Here is a 19473-nt window from a genome sequence, read left to right as displayed (position 1 = left end):
AATGAATGAGAAACAAAAGGATGGAAAACACGCATGTATAAATTGGCAAATGATCATACTAAAAAGGCGCTGTTCAGGCGGGATTTTTAACTTATCGTAAATATAAACGAGGTAAAAAAATTTTGGCGGCTTTTTCTTAAGCAGGCTTGTGCCGAACCCCAATGGAGAAGGGCGAAAAGCCGTTTCCGGCAGGATAGCCGATAAAGCGCCGCATCTTGTGAAATGAGGAAGAAATTATTATGATAGATAAGGTAGCAGAAAACGTGAAAACCCCAATTCAACACTACTGTTATCGGCTGACTGTGAAAGCCTTTTAATAGAAAGGAAGAGGAAAATGAATCAAAACAATATGGGGGGCAGCCAAAAGACGCCCGAGAAAGAAAGCATGGGCCGCATTTTGTGGCAGCTAACCCGCCCTCATACATTGACGGCATCGTTTGTGCCCGTACTTCTCGGCACCGTATTGGCGATGTTTTACGTAAAGGTTGATTTCCTGCTGTTTTTGGCCATGCTGTTTTCCTGTCTTTGGATTCAGATCGCCACGAACTTATTCAATGAATATTACGATTTTAAACGCGGTTTAGATACGGAGGATTCCGTCGGTATCGGCGGAGCGATCGTCCGCCACGGCATGAAGCCGAAAACAATTCTGCAGCTGGCGCTCGGCTCTTATGCGATTGCCCTCGTGCTCGGTGTTTATATCTGCATGAGCAGCAGCTGGTGGCTTGCGGCTATCGGCCTTGCCGGCATGCTGATCGGCTATCTGTATACGGGCGGCCCGCTGCCGATTGCGTATACACCGTTCGGGGAACTGTTCTCCGGCATTTGCATGGGCTCTGTATTTGTCCTTATTTCTTTCTTCATTCAGACAGGCAGAATTAATGAACAGAGCATTTTGATTTCCATCCCGATCGCCATCTTGGTCGGAGCCATTAATCTGTCCAACAATATCCGTGATATTGAGGAAGATAAAAAGGGCGGACGTAAAACCCTGGCCATTTTGATGGGGCATAGAGGGGCTGTCATGATACTGGCCGCATCTTTTGCCATCGCTTACATCTGGATCGTCGGTCTTGTCATTATGGGTTACACAAGCCCGTGGCTGTTCCTGGTCTTCCTGAGCGTGCCGAAACCCGTTCAGGCCGTGAAAGGCTTTGTGAAAAACGAAATGCCGATGAACATGATTATTGCGATGAAATCAACGGCGCAAACCAATACATTTTTCGGATTCCTGCTTTCCATCGGACTCCTGATCAGTTATTTCCGCTGATCAAATGAAAGGGCAAATGCCATAACCGGCATTTGCTTTTTTTTATGACATAATCTTCACGATATTGTAAAGAACCTGACCGCGGACTGACACGTCTCATATATGGACAGCAAAGCAAGGAGATGAAAAAAATGGACTTGTCAACAGCCCATATGGATGATTTGAAAACGGTCATGGAAGATTGGAAAAATGAATTATTAGTTTATAAATTCGCTTTAGATGAGCTGGATACGAAGTTTTCTATCATCAGCCAGGAATATAATCTGATTCACGGGCATAACCCGATCGAGCATACAAAATCACGCGTGAAAAGTTTTGAGAGTATCGTCAATAAACTGATGCGCAAAGGCTGCGATGTGACGACGCAGGAAATGAAAGAGCATATTCATGATATTGCGGGTGTCAGGATTATCTGTTCCTTTATTTCCGATATTTATAATGTCGCTGAGGTTTTGAAGCAGCATAAGGACCTGAAGATCGTAAAGGTGAAGGATTATATCAAACATCCGAAGCCGAACGGCTACCGCAGCCTGCATTTGATTATTGAAATTCCCGTTTATTTGACGAATCGTGTGGAATATGTGAAGGCGGAAATTCAAATCCGCACCATCGCCATGGATTTTTGGGCGAGTCTTGAACATAAAATTTATTACAAATTAAATAACGAAGTCCCAAAGCATCTGACCGACGAGCTGAAGGAAGCGGCGGACATCGCCCATTATTTAGACGAAAAGATGCTTGGGATTAAGAAAGAAGTCGATTAAACGATTGATGCATCACAACCAGCCGGACCGCTTTTATGTGCAGTCCGGCTGGTTGTTTTTATGTTTACGTGTTTTCGCTTTCCTGCGCGATATATTCTGACGATGATTCAGGCTGAAATCCTGATTGAATTTGAACAGGGAATGCAAAAGATATCAAATCGTAAACAGCACATTCCCGCAGAAAAAATGTGTAAGATCGAGGTTTACTTTTTAAAAAAAGGGAAAGACATTTGTACAACAAAAAGGGAGATGAATATCAGTGGGAAAGAATGAAACAATGCATATCGTATCATGTGCCGATGATCATTATGCTCGTCATTTGGGTGGGATGTTCGCTTCTTTATTGATGAATATGGATAAAACAAGGGATGCAAAATTATATGTAATCGACGGCGGAATTACTGCCGAAAACAAGGACAAGCTTGAACAGACCGCGATGTCATTCGGGACGCCGCTTGAATTTTTAGAAGTAGACGCTGATCAATACAAGCATGCAGTCGAAAGCAGCCACATTACAAAAGCGGCTTATTACCGCATTTCCATCCCTGATTTAATTAAGGATGAGTCCGTAAAGCGGATGATTTACATCGATTGCGATGCAATTGTGATGGAAGATATTTCGGTTTTATGGGACTTGGATATTTCCCCGGCAATAGTTGCGGCGGTAGAAGACGCCGGACAGCATGAAAGGCTGAAAAAAATGAATATCAGCGACACTGCCAAGTATTTTAATTCCGGTATTATGATTATAGATTTCGAACCTTGGAGAAAACAAAATATTTCCGAAAAGGTGATTGATTTTATTAACGAAAACAGCTCGGAGGATTTTCTCGTGTTTCATGATCAGGACGCGCTTAACGCGATCTTATATGATCAATGGCATGAACTGCATCCGCGCTGGAATGCGCAGACGCATATTATCATGAACGAGAAAACGCCTCCTGAACTGATCGACCGTATACGTTACAGAGAAACACGTGCCGAACCGGCCATCGTCCATTTCTGCGGCAGCGACAAGCCTTGGAATACAGGCACCTCGCACCCGTATCGTGATCATTATTTCCGATATATGTCCTTTACGAAATGGAACACGATCGACCGCCCGGCCATGAACCAATAGGCAGGTGTGATGAAACGCTTGTGAAGCCGTTATCCGGCTCATAAGCGTTTTTTTGCTATTTCACCCGAATCGCACGCACGCGTTTTTGCAGGCTGGTCTTTTCGGCAGACGGCTTCAATCGGCTGACTGCCGTTTGCGCCGCTGATTTTGCTTTTTTCGTCTTGGTTTTTTCAGCCGTTTTTACTTTGTCTCTAGCCTGCTGCCGGTTGAGTTTATCTTTTATCCGGTCAAGCCGTTTTTCCAGAGCGTTTTTTTCTTTTCCCGGCTGGATTTCGCTGACTGCTTTTTGGGCTTTTACGGTGCTGGCCTCAGAGGTCTTTTTTTCCGCCTGCTTGACGCTGGCCTCAGCTGTTTTCAAAAGGCTTGAGTTGACAGCGTTCAGCCGCTTTTGCAGCCCTTTTTTTTCTGAACCGGCCGGTAATTTGCGAATGGCGCTTTGTGCGGCATTGACGGCGGTTTTTTTCTTTTGTTTTTCGGCAGTCCGGACTTTGTCTCTTGCGTCCGTCACATTTCTTGCCGTCTGAACTTTATTGATCCGGGACTCGAGAGCGGTTTTTCCCTTTGACTTGGACAGCTTGCTGACGGCCGTTTTTGCTTGATTGATATCTGCCTGTTTTTTCGTCTTTTCCGCTTTTATTACGGCCCGTTCGGCATAGCTCTTTTGCTTTACATGATATTGCACCAGGCCGTACCCGAATCGGCTGTCACGTCCGGGAGCGCCCAGATCTTTGACGTTTTGCTGCATCTGCTGCCGGAGCTGTGTATTTGTTTCCTCGGGATATTTCTGCCTGAGCAGCGCGAACATGCCGGTGACGTGGGGCGCGGCTTGAGATGTGCCGTCAGCCGTGGCGTACATTTGATTCAGATACGTGCTCGTAATATTGGTGCCGGGTGCGGCAAACTCAATTTGTTTTCCGGTCGTGGAAAAAGCCGCGAGCCCGTTTTTTTCAGTTGACGCTGAGACTGCCGTTACGCTGCTGTAGGCGCCCGGATAATTGACGGGTTTTTTGTTGCCGTCGTTTCCTGCGGCGGCTACGATCACGATTCCTTTTTTGTATGCTTTGTCTACGGCGTCGTGAAGAATTTTGCTGTCTGCGTTAGTTCCGAGGCTCATATTGATGATGTCCATTTTATTGGCGATCGACCAGTCGATCGCTTTAAGAAGGCTCTTAAGATCCCCTGCACCCTTTCTGTCTAATGCCTTAACCGCATATAACCGGACATCCGGCGCGATGCCGTCAATGCCGTATCCGTCATGTTTGGCCGCAATGATTCCGGCGACATGCGTCCCGTGTCCGTTGTCATCTTTGTATGAGGAAGTATAGCTGACTGCGGAATAGCCTCCCGCAATGGACAGATCATCATGAGGATAAATGCCGCTGTCAATGACAGCCACTTTCACCTTTTTTCCCGTCAAGCCTTCTTTCCACGCCTGCTTGACCTGAGTCGGTTCTATATCCCATTGCGGCAGCGCGTAACTGCTGCTTTGGGCCGCTGATAACGGGCGGATATCAGAACCGCCTGCTGCCTGAAAGGATACATTGTCTTCTACATATAAGATGTCAGGGTCCTGTTTCAGGTCTTTCACCGTTTGTGAATCGGCTGACACGGCGACTGCGGGGAGATGCTGATAGGTCTGTTCCACATCCGCTCCGCTGTCTATGGCGGATTCCTTGCCGTTTTGATTTTTGTACACCACGATAACGTCCCGGTCGTGCGTCTCGGCGTGCGCGGGCGCCGCGGCGGAGAACAGGCCGGCGCACAAGGCCGCGGCCATTATCGGTTTCAGGGTGTGATACATTGCAATTCCCCCTTTTTCTTTATATATCGGCAGTGCGGAATTCTTTTTTTCCTGAGGGATAAGGAAAATTTCTGTATGCAAATGTAAGCGCTTCCAAAATATGATGGAGAAAATGCTTTAAGACATCTGCGCAATGAACTCAAAAAGGGGGTTTTTGATAAATGAGTACGTTCAATCGGGTCATGGAAGAAAAAATCATGCCTGTCGCCGGAAAAGTCGCCGGCCAAAGGCACTTAAGAGCTTTGCGGGACGGCATTATTTTGACTATGCCGCTTATCATCATCGGATCGGTTTTTCTGATTCTGACGAGTCTTCCGATTCCCGGTTATGCCGATTTTATGGCTGGTCTTTTCGGTGAAAATTGGGTTGAAAAGCTCGGGTATCCCGTGAATGCGTCCTTTGATATTATGGCGCTTGTCGCCGCCTTTGGGATTGCTTACCGGCTTGCGGAAAGCTATGAGGTGGATGCCCTGTCGTCGGGAGCCATTGCCCTTGCCGCTTTTTTATTGGCGACGCCGTATCAGATTCCGTTTATTCCTGACGGCTCGGCAACAGAGATTATGGTGGGAGGCGGCATTCCGATTTCGCTGCTCGGAAGCAAAGGTCTGTTTGTCGCGATGATCATTGCAATGCTGTCTACGGAAGTGTACCGGTTTATCATACAAAGAAATATCGTCATTAAAATGCCTGACGGAGTGCCGCCTGCGGTCAGCAAATCGTTTGTTGCGCTCATCCCCGGTTTCATTATTATTACGCTTGTATGGCTGGCCCGTCTGTTTATTGAAATAACTCCTTTTAAAAGCCTCCACAATGTGGTAGGCGATCTGCTGGGCACCCCGCTGTCTATTTTGGGCGGGAGTCTCGGCGGAAGTCTTATCGCCGAATTCGTGCAAATGCTGCTTTGGTCGTGCGGCATACACGGCGCGTCCATTATCGGCGGCGTCATGTCGCCGATCTGGTACGGGGCGATGGACGCCAACCGTTTGGCTTTTCAGGCGGGAGAAGCGCTGCCGAGCATTTTTACGACACAGTTCTTTCAAATATGGATTAATGTCGGCGGAAGCGGAGCGACGCTTGCCCTTGTGCTGACCATGCTTGTGCGCTCCAGAAGCAAACAGATGAAACAGCTCGGCCGTCTCGGCATCGGGCCCGCGATTTTTAACATTAACGAACCGATTATTTTCGGGATGCCGCTCGTCATGAATCCGCTGTTAATCGTGCCCTTTATCATTGCGCCGCTCTTGACCATTACGGCGACGTACATCGGGATGAGCACGGGGATGGTGGCAAAACCGGCGGGAATCGCCGTGCCGTGGACGATGCCGCCGCTGATTTCCGGTTATTTGGCGACGGGCGGGAAAATCTCCGGTTCGGTCATGCAGCTGATCAATCTCCTGATTACATTTATCATCTATTATCCGTTTTTCCGAATTTGGGATCTTCAAAAATGGAGAGAGGAACGGGCGGCGGAACAAAACGTCACTGAAGAAACATAAAAAAAACGGGCGCTTTCGCCCGTTTTTTTTAACGCTGGAAAAATTCAATCCATTCGCCGTCAGGTCCTTCAATGTAAAAGTAGCGGTACCCGTTCGGAAGCGTCGTGATTTCTTTATCGATAAATACGGCGCCCTGACGCTTCGCATGCGTGAACTCCGCCGCGATATCTTCAGTTAATAAAGCGAAGTGGTGGACTTTTCCTTCTGCGGGAAGCTCGCTGCTGTAGCCCTGGATCAGCTCAATTTCTGTCTCCGGCCCTTCCTGAAAGCCGAGAAAGGCAAGTTCAATAATGCCGTTCGTATGAGTGATACGATCCTTTAACTGCATACCGAGAACGTCTTGATAAAAGGCGATGGATGTTTCAATATCTTTGACCATAATGCCTGTATGGTCGATTCTTTTGGCTGTCATGGTTTTCCCCCTGTTTTGAATTTTTCGGGACAATGCGGTGTTGATCATGTTTTATGGTACGATAAGAGAAAGCAAAACGAAAGAGGAATGCACAATGAAGCTACTTACAGTGAAAGATACATTTGCCGGAAAGCTGAAAAAAGGATTCCCCCTGATTGAAAAAGACGCTCTGTCCGGAAGCTCTGCTCATTTAACAGAGGGCGATCTTTTTGATGTGACATCCGAGAAGGGTGAGTTTATCGGAAAAGGCTATTACGGTTTGCAGAATAAAGGAGTCGGCTGGGTGCTGTCCCGCGCGAGAGATGAACGGATCGACGGACGTTTCTTTCTGGACAAGCTGAAAAAAGCGGCTGAAGCGAGAGCTCATCTGTTTAAGGCGCCCGACACGACGGCGTTCCGGCTGTTCAACGGTGAGGGCGACGGCATCGGCGGCGTCACGATTGACTTTTATGATGGTTATCTGCTGATTCAATGGTACAGTAAAGGCATTTACGCTTATAAGGACAGCATGATTGAGGCGATTGACGGACTGGAGCTTTCTTATAAAGCGATCTATGAAAAGAAACGATTCGATACGGCCGGGCAATACGTGGAAGACGACGATTTTGTCAAAGGCGAAAGAGGAGATTTTCCGGTCATTGTTCAAGAAAACGGTATACAGTACGCGGTGGATTTAAACGACGGGGCGATGACGGGCATTTTCTTAGACCAGCGTCATGTGCGCAAAGCGATTCGGGATAAGTATGCAAACGGCAGACGGGTGCTGAATACGTTCTCTTATACGGGGGCATTTTCCGTTGCGGCGGCGCTTGGAGGAGCTGAGAAAACGACCAGCGTCGATGTCGCCAACCGCAGTCTCGCAAAAACGATTGAACAGTTCAGCGCCAACGGAATTGATTATGAGGCGCATGACATTAAAGTCATGGATGTTTTCAAATACTTCGGCTATGCGGCAAAAAAAGGGCTGGAGTTTGACCTCATCATCCTTGATCCGCCTTCTTTCGCCCGCACAAAAAAACGGACGTTCAGCGCGGCGAAAGATTATAAAAACCTGCTGAAGGAAACGATCGCCATCACCGCAAAAAACGGCATCATCGCCGCTTCGACAAACAGCAGCGCCTTCAATATGAAGAAATTTAAAGGCTTTATAGAGACCGCCTTTAAAGAAACAAATGAGCGTTACGACATTTTGGAAGAATATACGCTTCCGGAAGATTTCAAAACGATTCCCGCGTTTAAAGAAGGGAACTATTTGAAGGTTGTTTTCTTGCGGAAAAAATAGGATGATCATTTATAGCGTGGATAGAGGGGAAAAGAAAACCCTCTTCCATCGCTTTAATACGGGATAAAATAATCTTCATTCTTAAAGAAACAACCCGCTATTACTTAGTATCTCATCTGTGCCAAGTAAAGTGGCCTCTCTAATCCCCACATTGTTGGCTTTCATGAAGGATTGCACCGCTTGGTAGCCAACCGCATAACCTGCAAACGGTGATAAGCCGACAGGCTGATAACCTTGTTCGGCTGCAAAGGTGTCACCGAACATGTAACTGCTGACCTCAGCAAACCCTTTCACATTTAATGAGTCTTTGATAATTTCTTTTGAGTATTCTAACTCTTCTTTTTCAAAAGAAGTAACCCAGGGACCTAACAGAGCTTCTCCGTAAAGTTCTTTGGCAAACGATTCTGCCAACCCCTCTATAATTAAGTAATCACCAACCGTTACGTTCCCATAATCCCAATTGAAATACGAAAAACGAATATTATGATGAAATTCGTGTGCGATTACAGCAGGCAGTCTCGGTATGTTATATGAATTGGGGAATATTGAAACTTGAATAAATCCCGGAATTCCTCCGAATCCACAATACCCTCTATGTAACTCAAGCTTTTTTTGATTGGCCAGATACATCCCAAACCTTATTTCATCAGCATTTATTTTTAAGCGGTTTTGCTGGATAAATTCTACACAATGAGTTAAAGTGCCATATGCAATTTGAAGAGCTTGAATTTCTTTTAGTTTCTCTAATGCTTTTCTTCCGGTTTCCGTATCAAATATGCTCAGATAGCCCAGCATATTTGCAGCCATGATTACATCATATCCGTTAGGCTGCTTTGCCTTTAAGGGAACATTCATCTTTTTCCACATATCTTCAAAAGGTTTCATCATTGAATACCGATAATAATCTTCTCTATTTTCAATCATTGAAAATAACGTTTCGTATTGCCCAATTGTATCCTCGATAATGATTTTAATGGGTACCACCCTTTTTTTGATGATCTATATAAATTGTAATGGCATCACTCATGAGCTTCGCCAACCCTTCACCATACTGATCGATGTTCTTAGTGAAGCGTTTATCTTCAATATAGAGTTGACCTAATCCGTAAAAGGCATCAAAAGAATATTCACCAAAATTTTCATTGAGAAAATCAAACCACTCTTTGATAGCTGTTTGTACGTCTGGGGACTTGGGAGATTGGTTAATAAGGAGTGCAAATTTATTGAACATTGCAGTCCACTTATCAGATAAATCTTTTTGCTCACCATCAGTCATGTTTTTCAATCTAATATTTACCTTATCGACAGGTTGATCACCCCACCGTTTGCGAGCTTCTTGTTCATAAAGATTATGATTGAAGTTCATTCCCTCAAACCGCTCTTTGTTCGTCATGCAAATCTCTCCCATCAAATGTTTGATTGATTTATCGATGGTTTCAATCATTTTATCGACTCTATTCCGTTTCTCAATCAACATTTTCTTTTGTAAAATTAATGCCTCCCTTCGGTTAAATGAAGGACTATTAATGATTTCTTTAATCTCTTTTAAGGAGAAATCGAGCTCCTTGAAAAATAGTATCTGCTGCAGCTGTTCAAGATTCTCTTCAGAATAAAGCCGATAACCGGAATCGGTCGTTTCCTGAGGAGTCAATAATCCGATTTGATCGTAATGATGGAGAGTACGTATGCTTACTCCAATCAGTTCAGCTACTTCTTTTACTTTCATACCCATCACGTTTGCCGCCTCCTTAATGGCTACTCTAAAGTATTACGCAACGTAAGAGTCAATAGTTGGTTAAATATTTTTTGTATATAAAGAAAGAACATATGAGGATTTCATTGCTGAAATTAAAGAAAAAAAGCCGGGCGTGAAGCTCCGGCTTTTTTCTATTCAATAATGTGCTGCACCCGGCCGATTCGTCCGTCTTCAAGGCGGACCTTAATGCCGCGCGGGTGGAAGCTTGAGTTCGTCAAAATATCCTTCACGATTCCTCTTGTCAGCTTTCCTGAACGCTGATCGGCTTTCAGGACGATATCGACTTCAAGTCCTTTTCTGATGCTGCTTCGCTGCTGGCCGTTCATATGACACATCCGATCTTCAGTCTTTTCACTTCATATCTTATCATATCGTGTTTTCGTCTTTTTATGAAGGACAGACAAATCAATCTGAGTGGCAAATAAAAAAAGACCGCTCTGTAAGGAGCAGTCTTTTATGACATAAACGAAAGCAAAATCGGGGCCGCGCACAGCGTCATAATTGCGGCGAGAATCATGGACACGCTTGAGATCGTACCTGATACGGAGCTGAGCTCAAATGCTTTAGATGTTCCCGCTCCGTGCGCGCTAGTTCCGAGCAGCACGCCCCGGGCAATTTCGTTATCAATGCGGAAATAGCGGATGACCATCGGCCCGATGATCGTTCCCAATAAAGCCGTTAAAATGACGAAAACCGCTGTAACGGCCGGCATCCCGCCGATCATTTCTGAAACGTTCATGGCAATCGGCGTCGTCACGGATCGCGGCACGAGACTGTCGACTAAGCTGCTGCCGAGATGGAACCATTTCGCGATAAAGGCCGTTGACAGAATGGCGATACATGAACCGACCGCTACGTTCAAAATAATTTCCACGGCGTATTTCTTTAAAATCGGGAAATATTTATAAAGCGGGATGGCGAACGCCACTGTTGCCGGCTGAAGCATATCGGTCAGCAGTCCGCCGCCGAGATTGTATGTCTGATACGGGACATTGACAAGAAGCAGCAGTACGACCAAAACAGCGGGCGTAATCAGAAGCGGCGACGTATACACCCGCGGAAAACGAATGTAGAGTTTTTTCGCGCCCAAATATACTAAGACAGTTAAGAATAAACTTATGATTCCGATGAACACGTTTGTTTTTTCTCCTTTCTTTTTGCTATCAGCTGTGTAAGCGTACCTGTTGAAACCATCACGACAAATGTGCTGATGACGACGACAAGTAAAATGCTTACGCCGAATTTAGACATAATATCTCCGTATTCAATCACTCCGACGGCAGACGGGATGAAAAACAGCAGCAGCTCACCGAGGAGCCATGCTGCGCCAAGCTCAATCCATTCAAGTTTGATAATCTTGAAATGCAATAATGTGAAAAGAATCACAATCCCGATTATACTGCCGGGAATATTTATATGAAGAGCCGCCGTGACCCAATTGATCAGACGCGCAAATATAAACAGCAGAGCGATTTGAATAACGGTAAGCAGCAATTTTTTCATAATGATGCCTCCCTTATATTTATATTGTACAGAAGGTTTTGCTATAGGTAAAATACATATAAAGAATAATGTGTATTCCTTTTGTCTATAGAAAGGATGAAATGTAATGGATATCCGGCACTTAACGTATTTTTTGGAAGTGGCCCGTTTGAAAAGCTTTACGAAGGCTTCACAGTCGCTGTATGTTTCACAGCCGACAATCTCAAAAATGATTAAAAACCTGGAGACGGAGCTCGGCATTAAGCTGTTTTACCGCAATGGCCGGCAAGTTGAACTGACTGACGCCGGGCAGAGCATGTATGTGCAGGCGCAGGAAATCACAAAGTCATTCCAAAACCTGACGTCAGAGCTGAACGATATTATGGAAGTGAAGAAAGGGCACGTCCGCATCGGTCTTCCGCCGATGATCGGGTCCGGCTTTTTCCCGAGAGTGCTCGGTGACTTCCGCGTCACATATCCCGATGTGACGTTTCAGCTTGTTGAGGACGGCTCAATTAAAGTGCAGCAAGGGGTGGAGGACGGCTCGCTTGATATCGGGGTCGTCGTGCTTCCCGCGAATGAAGAGATTTTTCATACGTTCACAATCGTCAAGGAAACCCTTATGCTCGTCGTCCATCCGTCACATCGGCTCGCTGACGAGAAAGAATGCAGTCTTCACGAATTGAAAGAAGAGCCGTTCATATTTTTCAGGGAGGATTTTGTCCTTCATAATCGAATTATGACGGAATGCGTGAAAGCCGGATTCAGGCCGCACGTCATTTATGAAACGTCACAGTGGGACTTTATCAGCGAAATGGTATCCGCCAATCTCGGTATCGGCCTCTTGCCGGAAAGAATCTGCCGCGGTCTTGATCCTGACAAAGTCAGAACCATTCCGCTCGTTCATCCGGTCATTCCGTGGCATTTAGCCATCATTTGGCGGAAAGACCGCTATATGTCCTTTGCCGCCAGAGCCTGGCTGGAGCATACGAAATCGTATTTATGGAATCCGAAAAAGAGAAAAAAGGATGATTAAGCATGGACGCACAAACCGCAGCTCAACACTTGAGTAAAGTGCGGGATCAAAACCCGCTCGTTCACAGTATCACCAATAATGTCGTCACGAACTTCACCGCTAACGGACTGCTCGCGCTCGGCGCATCGCCCGTTATGGCTTATGCAATTGAGGAGGCAGCCGACATGGCGAAAATCGCAGGAGCGCTCGTCCTGAATATAGGCACCCTCAGTTCGGCGTCGGTTGAAGCTATGATCGCAGCCGGAAAATCGGCCAATGAAAACGGCGTTCCGGTCATTTTTGATCCGGTAGGCGCCGGCGCCACGCCGTTTCGGACGGCATCAGCCCGCAAGATCATACAGGAGGTCCGCTTGTCCGTCATTCGCGGAAATGCCGCGGAAATCGCCAATATAGCCGGCGCCCCTGATTGGAAGATAAAAGGCGTGGATGCGGGGGAAGCCGGAGGAGATGTGGTTCAGCTCGCTAAGACGGCTGCAAGCGGGCTGAAGACGGTCATTGCGATTACCGGAAAAACCGACGTCATCTCCGACGGCACCGACACATACGCCGTACATAACGGTGATAAACTGCTGACGAAGGTGACGGGGGCGGGATGCCTGCTGACGTCTGTAATCGGAGCCTTCTGCGCAGCGGGGCAGGACGTTCTGCAAGCGGCCGTTTCAGCCGTTTCTGTATACGGAAGCGCTGCTCAGCTTGCCGCTCTGGACACCTCCCATAAGGGGCCGGGCAACTTCCAGATTGAGCTTTTAAACAAGCTGGCAAGCATCTCAGAACAAGAAGCGGCCGAGCTTGCCGCAATTGAAAGGGTGACAGAAAAATGACGCGTATTTCTCGGGAAATGATGAAGGATATGTTATCGGTTTATTTTATTATGGGATCAAACAATACAAGCGCAGACCCCGTTTCTGTGGTGAAAAAAGCCATTGAGGGCGGCGCTACGCTTTTTCAATTTCGGGAAAAGGGGAGCGGTTCTTTAACAGGGGATGAACGTGTCCTGTTCGCGAAGCAGGTGCAGGATGTCTGCAGGCAGGCCGGGATTCCTTTCATCATTAATGATGATGTCGAATTGGCCTTGCGCCTTGAGGCGGACGGAGTGCATATCGGACAGGATGACGCAGACGCCGAAGAAACGAGAGCGGCAATCGGCGATATGATTCTCGGTGTGTCAGCACATAACGTCTCCGAGGTGAAGCGGGCGGAAGAAGCCGGAGCCGATTACGTCGGAATGGGCCCGGTCTATCCGACCGAAACAAAAAAAGATGCTGAAGCTGTGCAGGGCGTTACATTGATTGAAGAGGTGCGGCGTCAGGGCATCAGCATTCCGATTGTAGGAATCGGCGGCATTACGGCTGACAACGCGGCGCCCGTTATTGAAGCGGGTGCAGACGGCGTCAGCATGATCAGCGCCATCAGCCAAGCTGAAGATCCAAAAGCGGCGGCGCGCAAGTTTTCAGAGGAAATTCAGCACTCCAAAGCAGGGCTGTCCCGATAGGGCGGCCCTTTTTCTGTGTGCGCAAAAAGGCAGTGACGGACTTGGAGAATATAAGCCGTATGTCAAGAACAGGGCAATCAGCTTGCAATATCGACCGAAGTGTTTGACGGCTCTATCGCTTTGCTCAAAGTGATGCCTGAACCAATCACCGCCGGCGCCGAAGGCTTAAAAGCACTCTATGAACCAGTGAAAAGCGCGCAGTGAGAGATCATTTCGAGGTCACGGAAAAACTTGATGCGGAATTCAGCGAATTTGAAGTTTTGATGTCGAAATCAAAACGTGCGATCAATCGTATACGTCTTGTGATACATTAAGTACAGATCAAATCAGAGAGATAAGCACGAAGCTGACGGCCCTTTCTGAAACCATGTCGAAGATTGCCGATGTGCTTTTAAAGGAGTTAAGACGCAGCATGAGCGATGAACAAAACAAGGAAAAACAGATCCACAGACGGGATGTCTTGAAGTGGGGCGCCGTCGCGGGCGCCGCCGTCGCTGTCGGAGCGAGCGGCCTCGGAGGACTCGCGCCGCTCTTCAAACCGGCGGCCACCGCTTCAAAGAAGAATGATGAAAAACGTGATCGTGATCAAATCGTTCCTTTTTACGGAAAGCACCAAGCAGGAATCACAACGGCGCATCAGACGTATGTGTATTTTGCAGCGCTTGATGTCATGTCAAGCGACAAAGCCGATGTCATCTCCCTTTTCAAACAATGGACAAGCCTGACGCAGCTGCTGACTTCAGGCGCCGTCCCGTCGGGCGAACAGAAAAATAAATATATGCCTCCGCAGGATACCGGGGAGGCGCAGGATCTGGCCCCGGCGAATTTGACCGTTACCTTCGGCTTCGGCCCCGGGTTTTTCGAGAAAGACGGGAAGGACCGCTTCGGACTGAAAGATAAAAAACCGAAGCACCTCGCCGATATTCCGCCGATGCCTAACGACAAGCTTGATAAGAAACAAGGCGGCGGTGATATCGTCATACAAGTCTGCGCGGATAATGAACAAACGGCGTTTCACGCGGTGCGCAACCTGATGAAACAGGCAGCAGGCGTGTGCGAAGTCCGCTTTCTCAATAAAGGTTTCTTAAGCGGCGGGAAAAACGGGGAAACACCGCGCAACCTCTTCGGATTCAAAGACGGCACCGGCAACCAAAGCACGAAGGATGAAAACCTGATGAATTCGATCGTTTGGGTTCAATCAGGAGAGCCGGACTGGATGACGGGCGGCACGTACATGGCGTTTAGGAAAATTAAGATGTTTTTAGATATATGGGACCGTTCATCCTTGAAGGAACAAGAGGACACGTTCGGACGGGTGAAAAGCTCGGGCGCGCCTTTCGGACAAAAAAAGGAAACCGATCCCGTGAAGCTGAATCAAATTCCCGCCGACTCGCATGTCAGCGTGGCAAAATCAACCGGCAGACAGATTCTGCGCCGGGCATTTTCCTATACGGACGGAATTGATCCAAAGACGGGCTATGTTGACGCAGGGCTGCTGTTTATCTGCTTTCAAAAAGACCCGGACCGCCAATTTGTCCCGATGCTGAAGGCTTTGGCGGCAAAGGATGCGTTGAATGAATACACACAAACGATCGGCTCTTCCTTATTCGCCTGTCCCGGCGGCTGTAAAAAAGGAGAATATATCGCCCAAAGGCTGCTGGAATCGTGACACCTTCCATATGGAGGGTGTTTTTAAAAAAACAATTGTAACTATATGTGTTACAACTTAAAATGAAAAGGAAAGGAGACTTACAATGACACTGCAGATTAAAGTATATTCTGATTATGTATGTCCGTTTTGCTTTGTCGGCAAAGCGGCGTTTGAAGAAGCAATCAAGGACAAGGACGTACAGGTGGAATGGATGCCGTTTGAATTGCGTCCGAGCCCCTCGCCGAAACTTGATCCGGTGAATGATCCCGCCAAGCGGCAGATGTGGAAAAACTCCATTGAGCCGATGGCGCAGTCGTTAGGCGTTGAAATCACGTTCCCCCGCGTGTCACCGCATCCTTACACGGATTTGGCATTTGAGGGCTTTCATTTCGCAAAGGAACATGGGAAAGGAAGCGAATACCATACACGCGTTTTTCAGGCGTTCTTTCAGGAAGAACAAAATATCGGTGACGTTGGCGTGCTGACAAAGCTTGCGGAAGAAGCCGGACTTGACGGCGCTGCCTTTAAAGAGGCGCTTGAGACAAGAGCGTACAGACACGTACAGCAGGAAGCGCTCCGCCATGCTTATGAAGAAGCCGGCATTACGGCAGTGCCGACGTTTATCATCGGCGATGAGAGAATCCCTGGCGCGGCGGGAAAGGAAACCTTTGAACAAATCATTGAGCGGGAACTGAATAAACGTTAACCCGAAAAAAGCCCTCTCGATCAGCGAGAGGGCTTTGCCATATAGTGTTTGACAAATGTTTGTCTGTCCGCTTCATATGCCGCGGCGTCAAATGAGTCGCCGCAAAAATGAAGGCACCAAGGGTCTTTCTGGCAGGCGACGCCGACTTGATAGCCGTATTTTTGAAATTCAAGCGACTGTGATGTGTCGTAAAAATGAAAGCCGCGAAACAAATCCTCCCGCCACTCCACGTCATATTGAGATGCCATTAACAAGCCGTCAATGGCGTCAGCGGGCGTAAACAGGCCGTCTTCATCGCCGTGCTCAAAGTCCAGCGGGTGATAAGCATTCCCCCGGTATTCAATCACTTTTCCCATCCGCTCTCCGCTTTCCCACCAAATGCCGTTCGGCGGCAGGGTTTTGCAGCCGGCGACACCGAGAAGGCCGAGCTCCTGATGAGATTGAAAGATATGAAGCATGTCATGAAGGAAATGCTGATGAATGATAAAGGTATCCTGATGCAGATAAATTTTATATTTGGAGGGGTGTCTCAGCGCTTTGTTGTAGGACGAGGCCATGCTTGCTGAATCGTATATCGGCATGATATCAACGGAGTATGAAGGGGGGACGGTAAGCTGCATGATATGGCTCTTGCACCGGGAGTACAGCGACTCGTCATTCACACAGACGACAAACAGAAATGAATGTGAATCCATTACATGCTCCTCTCGGCCTCAATCACATATTGATAGGCCGATGCTTCTGTCATAAAGTCATGCCTTATGCCAAGCTGTACGCATACTTCGTGCAATGCTGCGATGGCTTTGTGATAAGAGGGGTGATCAACGCGGATCGCCTCAATGCGTTTCACCTCATAACCGGCGGCTTTAAATAATGAAAGCGTCTCTTCACGGGTAAAAAAACGCAGGTGGGTCTGAGCCATTAATCCGGCGTCACTGTAAGTCCATTTGCCGGCTAAAAGCTCCAGCACCACTGAGATGTGGCCGACATTCGGTATGCATGCAAGCACCGTGCCGTCTTTTTTTACATAAGGACGAAGCTTTTTCAGCACGGACCACGGATCGATAAGATGCTCAAGAACGTCTCCGAACAGCATGCAGTCGAATTGTTCTGATTCGTACGGAAGAATGGCGGATTCAATGTCGCCGCAAAGCACGTGGCTCAATTTGCTTTCCGCCTTTTTTGCGGCTTCGGGATACGCTTCAATGCCGTAAACCGTTATTCCGCGGTCTTCGATCGCCGCTCCTAAATTGCCTGTTCCGCAGCCGACATCAAGCACTGTCCGCCAGTTTTCGTCTATTTTGTTCAATAAATAAGGATTCAGGCCTTCGTAGTAGTTCTGTTGTTTTTCATCATAATAGGGATTCGTATCCATCTGTGTATCACCTCATAAATGGGCATATACACAAGATATGCAGCGGGGGGATCTCATATCACCATGTTTGGCTGTTCAATTGCGGAATGCGGACGGGAATGGTTGTCCGGTATACGGTTTGTTCTCTGATTCCCCTCTTATTGCGGCTGTTCCTTTGAAAACTCGGGTGCGGGCGGACTGTGGCAGGTCATATAGTAAAAGGATCCGCCTGTAATCTTACCGCTGGCGGATGGTGTTTTTCATTGGTGTTTTTTTCTTCACCGCTTTTTCAGTATTTAAGAAGCGCCTCACATCGTCAATGTGCAAACCCATGATTCTAGCCTCTTGAATTAACAATTGCCAATCTTGATCTATATCTTTCATTACATGAGTTTTCATAAGAACCTCCAATTGAAAAATTGATTTGCCCAGCTACAGCAGCCAATGTATAACAAATATCACACATAGTTGGCCGGTAATCCCAAATTGAAGATGAATTCACCTACCTATTCCCTAAGAAAATGACTGAAATAACCAAAATCCTTCAAGAATTCTTACGTATAATAATAAACAAATAAATACTGACTGGATAGTATGCAAATAAAAATAAATCATATGACCTATTAACATTTACCCTCAAAGCGTCGACTAGCATATTCTTTTTGCATAAAAAATACCGCAAAAGAATGATTCGGTGTAAGATAAAGTGAATGATCAAACAGCTGGGGTAAAAAATGAAAAAAAACAAATTTCAAATTAAGAGAGAAGAAACATTTGAAAGTTTTATTGACGCAGGCCTTCATCTCCTGATTGAAAGAGCTTACGATTCAGTCTCAATCGATGACATCAGTAAAGCGGCGGGTTTCAGCAAAGGCGCGTTTTACGTTCATTTTGAAAGCAAGGAAGATTTTCTGAAGCATTTATTAGACAGGCGTCAGATTAAAAAAAGGATCATCACCGGCTATCTCGATGAATTAGAAAAGCAAAAAGCGCAGCCGTTGACGCTTTGTGAAGCTGCGGCAAGCGCGGCCAGCCTGCTGATGCGGTTTGTAAACAGCAAGCCTGCCTGGAATGTTGTGTCTTTTGCCGTTCATATGCCTACTTACAAAGTCGTCAGTGAATATGAAGCTTATATCCGTCTTTATAAGTTATGGATAGAAGAAAGCACCATGTACATAAATTGGCTCAAATCGAGAAATTTAATAGAAGACCATATAGATACCGAGCATACCGCTAACATGATGTGCGCGCTCATCGACGGGATGATTAAGCAATCCAATGTGCTGGGAAGGCCGGTTACTTTCCGCAGCATGTTTGACGCGCTCTATGTTTTTGTCAGCGGCAGAAAATCAGGGTAACGTTCTTCTTGATTTGACAAAAGGTTTAGAAAAGTCTTTCAGAAAGCGAGGAACTGCCATGCGCTACAGAGAAATTATGATGTATATCATTATGGGGATATTCACGACCATCGTGAATATCGCCAGTTTTTACTTTCTGACGTCGGCATTTGAGATGGATTACAAGGCGGCGACTGTCGCTGCTTGGGTTCTGTCCGTTCTATTTGCATATGTCACGAATAAACTGTATGTATTTCAGCAAAAGACCGCGGGGATGCGGAGTCTGATGAAAGAATTGACAGCCTTTTTCAGCGTGCGGGTATTGTCTCTAGCCATCGATCTCGCCATGATGATTCTTCTGGTCAGTCAATTTCATATGAACGAAACGTTGGCGAAAATCGCCGATAACGTCATTATCGTAGTCGTCAACTATGCGGCCAGCAAGTGGATTGTCTTCAGAAAAGCGAAAGAAGAGGGCGTGTCATAACGGTTTCTTTCCGCGCCCCGGGGGAAA

22 protein-coding genes and 1 pseudogene are annotated in these 19473 nt (G+C 46.8%); 13 read left to right on the top strand and 10 right to left on the bottom strand.

Annotated features, from left to right (window positions below; all coding sequences use genetic code 11):
- The first annotated feature begins 334 nt into the window (after positions 1 to 334).
- The 3 genes from JNUCC21_RS20095 (at position 335) to JNUCC21_RS20085 (ending at position 3154) form a co-directional block, all read left to right on the top strand.
- A complete protein-coding gene (locus JNUCC21_RS20095) occupies positions 335 to 1270 on the top strand; it encodes a 1,4-dihydroxy-2-naphthoate polyprenyltransferase (protein ID WP_003150884.1) in 936 nt (311 codons plus the stop codon).
- A gap of 131 nt (positions 1271 to 1401) precedes the next feature.
- A complete protein-coding gene (locus JNUCC21_RS20090; RefSeq protein ID WP_007407732.1) occupies positions 1402 to 2034 on the top strand; it encodes a GTP pyrophosphokinase family protein in 633 nt (210 codons plus the stop codon).
- Positions 2035 to 2293: 259 nt separating this feature from the next.
- Positions 2294 to 3154 (top strand): glycosyltransferase family 8 protein, encoded by an 861-nt coding sequence (locus JNUCC21_RS20085; RefSeq protein WP_007407730.1) that lies wholly within the window; start codon positions 2294 to 2296, stop codon positions 3152 to 3154.
- 55 nt (positions 3155 to 3209) lie between these two features.
- Here the strand turns inward: JNUCC21_RS20085 and JNUCC21_RS20080 are convergent, their stop codons facing one another.
- A complete protein-coding gene (locus tag JNUCC21_RS20080; protein WP_060562575.1) occupies positions 3210 to 4955 on the bottom strand; it encodes a S8 family peptidase in 1746 nt (581 codons plus the stop codon).
- Between the two features lie 161 nt (positions 4956 to 5116).
- On the opposite strand from JNUCC21_RS20080, the gene celB reads away from it, so the two are divergent.
- Complete coding sequence (celB, locus tag JNUCC21_RS20075; RefSeq protein ID WP_007407728.1) at positions 5117 to 6451, top strand: PTS cellobiose transporter subunit IIC; 1335 nt, start codon at positions 5117 to 5119, stop codon at positions 6449 to 6451.
- Between the two features lie 28 nt (positions 6452 to 6479).
- Here celB and JNUCC21_RS20070 read toward each other — a convergent pair whose 3' ends face one another.
- Positions 6480 to 6863 (bottom strand): VOC family protein, encoded by a 384-nt coding sequence (locus tag JNUCC21_RS20070; RefSeq protein ID WP_069007057.1) that lies wholly within the window; start codon positions 6861 to 6863, stop codon positions 6480 to 6482.
- Positions 6864 to 6957: 94 nt separating this feature from the next.
- On the opposite strand from JNUCC21_RS20070, the gene JNUCC21_RS20065 reads away from it, so the two are divergent.
- Entirely contained in the window at positions 6958 to 8145 is a 1188-nt protein-coding gene (locus JNUCC21_RS20065; RefSeq protein WP_029325752.1) for a class I SAM-dependent rRNA methyltransferase, read from the top strand.
- A gap of 81 nt (positions 8146 to 8226) precedes the next feature.
- Here the strand turns inward: JNUCC21_RS20065 and JNUCC21_RS20060 are convergent, their stop codons facing one another.
- The 5 genes from JNUCC21_RS20060 to JNUCC21_RS20040 form a co-directional block, all read right to left on the bottom strand.
- A complete protein-coding gene (locus JNUCC21_RS20060) occupies positions 8227 to 9129 on the bottom strand; it encodes a DUF2268 domain-containing protein (protein WP_369878434.1) in 903 nt (300 codons plus the stop codon).
- Positions 9116 to 9877, bottom strand: a complete 762-nt coding sequence (locus JNUCC21_RS20055) for a MerR family transcriptional regulator (RefSeq protein WP_012118755.1) — start codon at positions 9875 to 9877, stop codon at positions 9116 to 9118. Before JNUCC21_RS20055 ends, JNUCC21_RS20060 begins: the two co-directional genes overlap by 14 nt.
- Before the next feature lie 155 nt (positions 9878 to 10032).
- Complete coding sequence (locus tag JNUCC21_RS20050) at positions 10033 to 10227, bottom strand: YwbE family protein (RefSeq protein ID WP_003150901.1); 195 nt, start codon at positions 10225 to 10227, stop codon at positions 10033 to 10035.
- Positions 10228 to 10355: 128 nt separating this feature from the next.
- Entirely contained in the window at positions 10356 to 11036 is a 681-nt protein-coding gene (locus tag JNUCC21_RS20045; RefSeq protein WP_012118753.1) for a CidB/LrgB family autolysis modulator, read from the bottom strand.
- The gene (locus JNUCC21_RS20040; protein ID WP_007407725.1) at positions 11018 to 11404 is read right to left on the bottom strand and encodes a CidA/LrgA family holin-like protein; all 387 of its coding nucleotides are present in this window, start codon (positions 11402 to 11404) and stop codon (positions 11018 to 11020) included. The genes JNUCC21_RS20045 and JNUCC21_RS20040 overlap by 19 nt, the downstream gene beginning before the upstream one ends.
- Positions 11405 to 11510: 106 nt before the next feature.
- On the opposite strand from JNUCC21_RS20040, the gene JNUCC21_RS20035 reads away from it, so the two are divergent.
- From JNUCC21_RS20035 to JNUCC21_RS20010, 6 genes and pseudogenes are all read left to right on the top strand, one after another.
- Positions 11511 to 12419: a LysR family transcriptional regulator gene (locus JNUCC21_RS20035; RefSeq protein WP_003150908.1), complete on the top strand. Its 909-nt coding sequence runs from the start codon at positions 11511 to 11513 to the stop codon at positions 12417 to 12419.
- Positions 12420 to 12421: 2 nt separating this feature from the next.
- The gene (gene thiM, locus JNUCC21_RS20030) at positions 12422 to 13240 is read left to right on the top strand and encodes a hydroxyethylthiazole kinase (protein ID WP_369878433.1); all 819 of its coding nucleotides are present in this window, start codon (positions 12422 to 12424) and stop codon (positions 13238 to 13240) included.
- Positions 13237 to 13911, top strand: coding sequence for a thiamine phosphate synthase (thiE, locus tag JNUCC21_RS20025; RefSeq protein WP_369878432.1), 675 nt, complete (start codon positions 13237 to 13239; stop codon positions 13909 to 13911). Before thiM ends, thiE begins: the two co-directional genes overlap by 4 nt.
- A gap of 75 nt (positions 13912 to 13986) precedes the next feature.
- A pseudogene (locus JNUCC21_RS20020) lies at positions 13987 to 14302 on the top strand (Efem/EfeO family lipoprotein); the annotation flags it as partial.
- A 21-nt stretch (positions 14303 to 14323) separates the two neighbouring features.
- Positions 14324 to 15580: an iron uptake transporter deferrochelatase/peroxidase subunit gene (gene efeB, locus JNUCC21_RS20015; protein ID WP_369878841.1), complete on the top strand. Its 1257-nt coding sequence runs from the start codon at positions 14324 to 14326 to the stop codon at positions 15578 to 15580.
- 85 nt (positions 15581 to 15665) lie between these two features.
- Positions 15666 to 16268 carry a DsbA family protein gene (locus JNUCC21_RS20010; RefSeq protein ID WP_007407720.1) on the top strand — a complete coding sequence of 201 codons (603 nt, stop codon included), beginning with the start codon at positions 15666 to 15668 and terminating at the stop codon, positions 16266 to 16268.
- 20 nt (positions 16269 to 16288) lie between these two features.
- Here JNUCC21_RS20010 and JNUCC21_RS20005 read toward each other — a convergent pair whose 3' ends face one another.
- From JNUCC21_RS20005 to JNUCC21_RS19995, 3 genes are all read right to left on the bottom strand, one after another.
- Positions 16289 to 16963: a glycosyltransferase family protein gene (locus tag JNUCC21_RS20005; protein ID WP_025285466.1), complete on the bottom strand. Its 675-nt coding sequence runs from the start codon at positions 16961 to 16963 to the stop codon at positions 16289 to 16291.
- Positions 16963 to 17643, bottom strand: coding sequence for a class I SAM-dependent methyltransferase (locus JNUCC21_RS20000; protein WP_369878431.1), 681 nt, complete (start codon positions 17641 to 17643; stop codon positions 16963 to 16965). Before JNUCC21_RS20000 ends, JNUCC21_RS20005 begins: the two co-directional genes overlap by 1 nt.
- Before the next feature lie 216 nt (positions 17644 to 17859).
- Positions 17860 to 18021, bottom strand: a complete 162-nt coding sequence (locus JNUCC21_RS19995; RefSeq protein WP_003150917.1) for an anti-repressor SinI family protein — start codon at positions 18019 to 18021, stop codon at positions 17860 to 17862.
- A 335-nt stretch (positions 18022 to 18356) separates the two neighbouring features.
- Between JNUCC21_RS19995 and JNUCC21_RS19990 the strand changes: the two genes are divergently transcribed.
- A complete protein-coding gene (locus JNUCC21_RS19990; RefSeq protein ID WP_015240820.1) occupies positions 18357 to 18980 on the top strand; it encodes a TetR/AcrR family transcriptional regulator in 624 nt (207 codons plus the stop codon).
- A 79-nt stretch (positions 18981 to 19059) separates the two neighbouring features.
- Positions 19060 to 19446: a GtrA family protein gene (locus tag JNUCC21_RS19985; RefSeq protein ID WP_032869853.1), complete on the top strand. Its 387-nt coding sequence runs from the start codon at positions 19060 to 19062 to the stop codon at positions 19444 to 19446.
- The last annotated feature ends 27 nt before the right edge of the window (positions 19447 to 19473 follow it).

Origin of the sequence: Bacillus sp. JNUCC-21 (assembly GCF_041222765.1) — a bacterium.
In the GTDB taxonomy this organism is placed as follows: domain Bacteria; phylum Bacillota; class Bacilli; order Bacillales; family Bacillaceae; genus Bacillus; species Bacillus velezensis.
The sequence above is the reverse complement of the archived record's forward strand: the minus strand, read 5'-3'. Positions and strand labels throughout refer to the sequence as shown.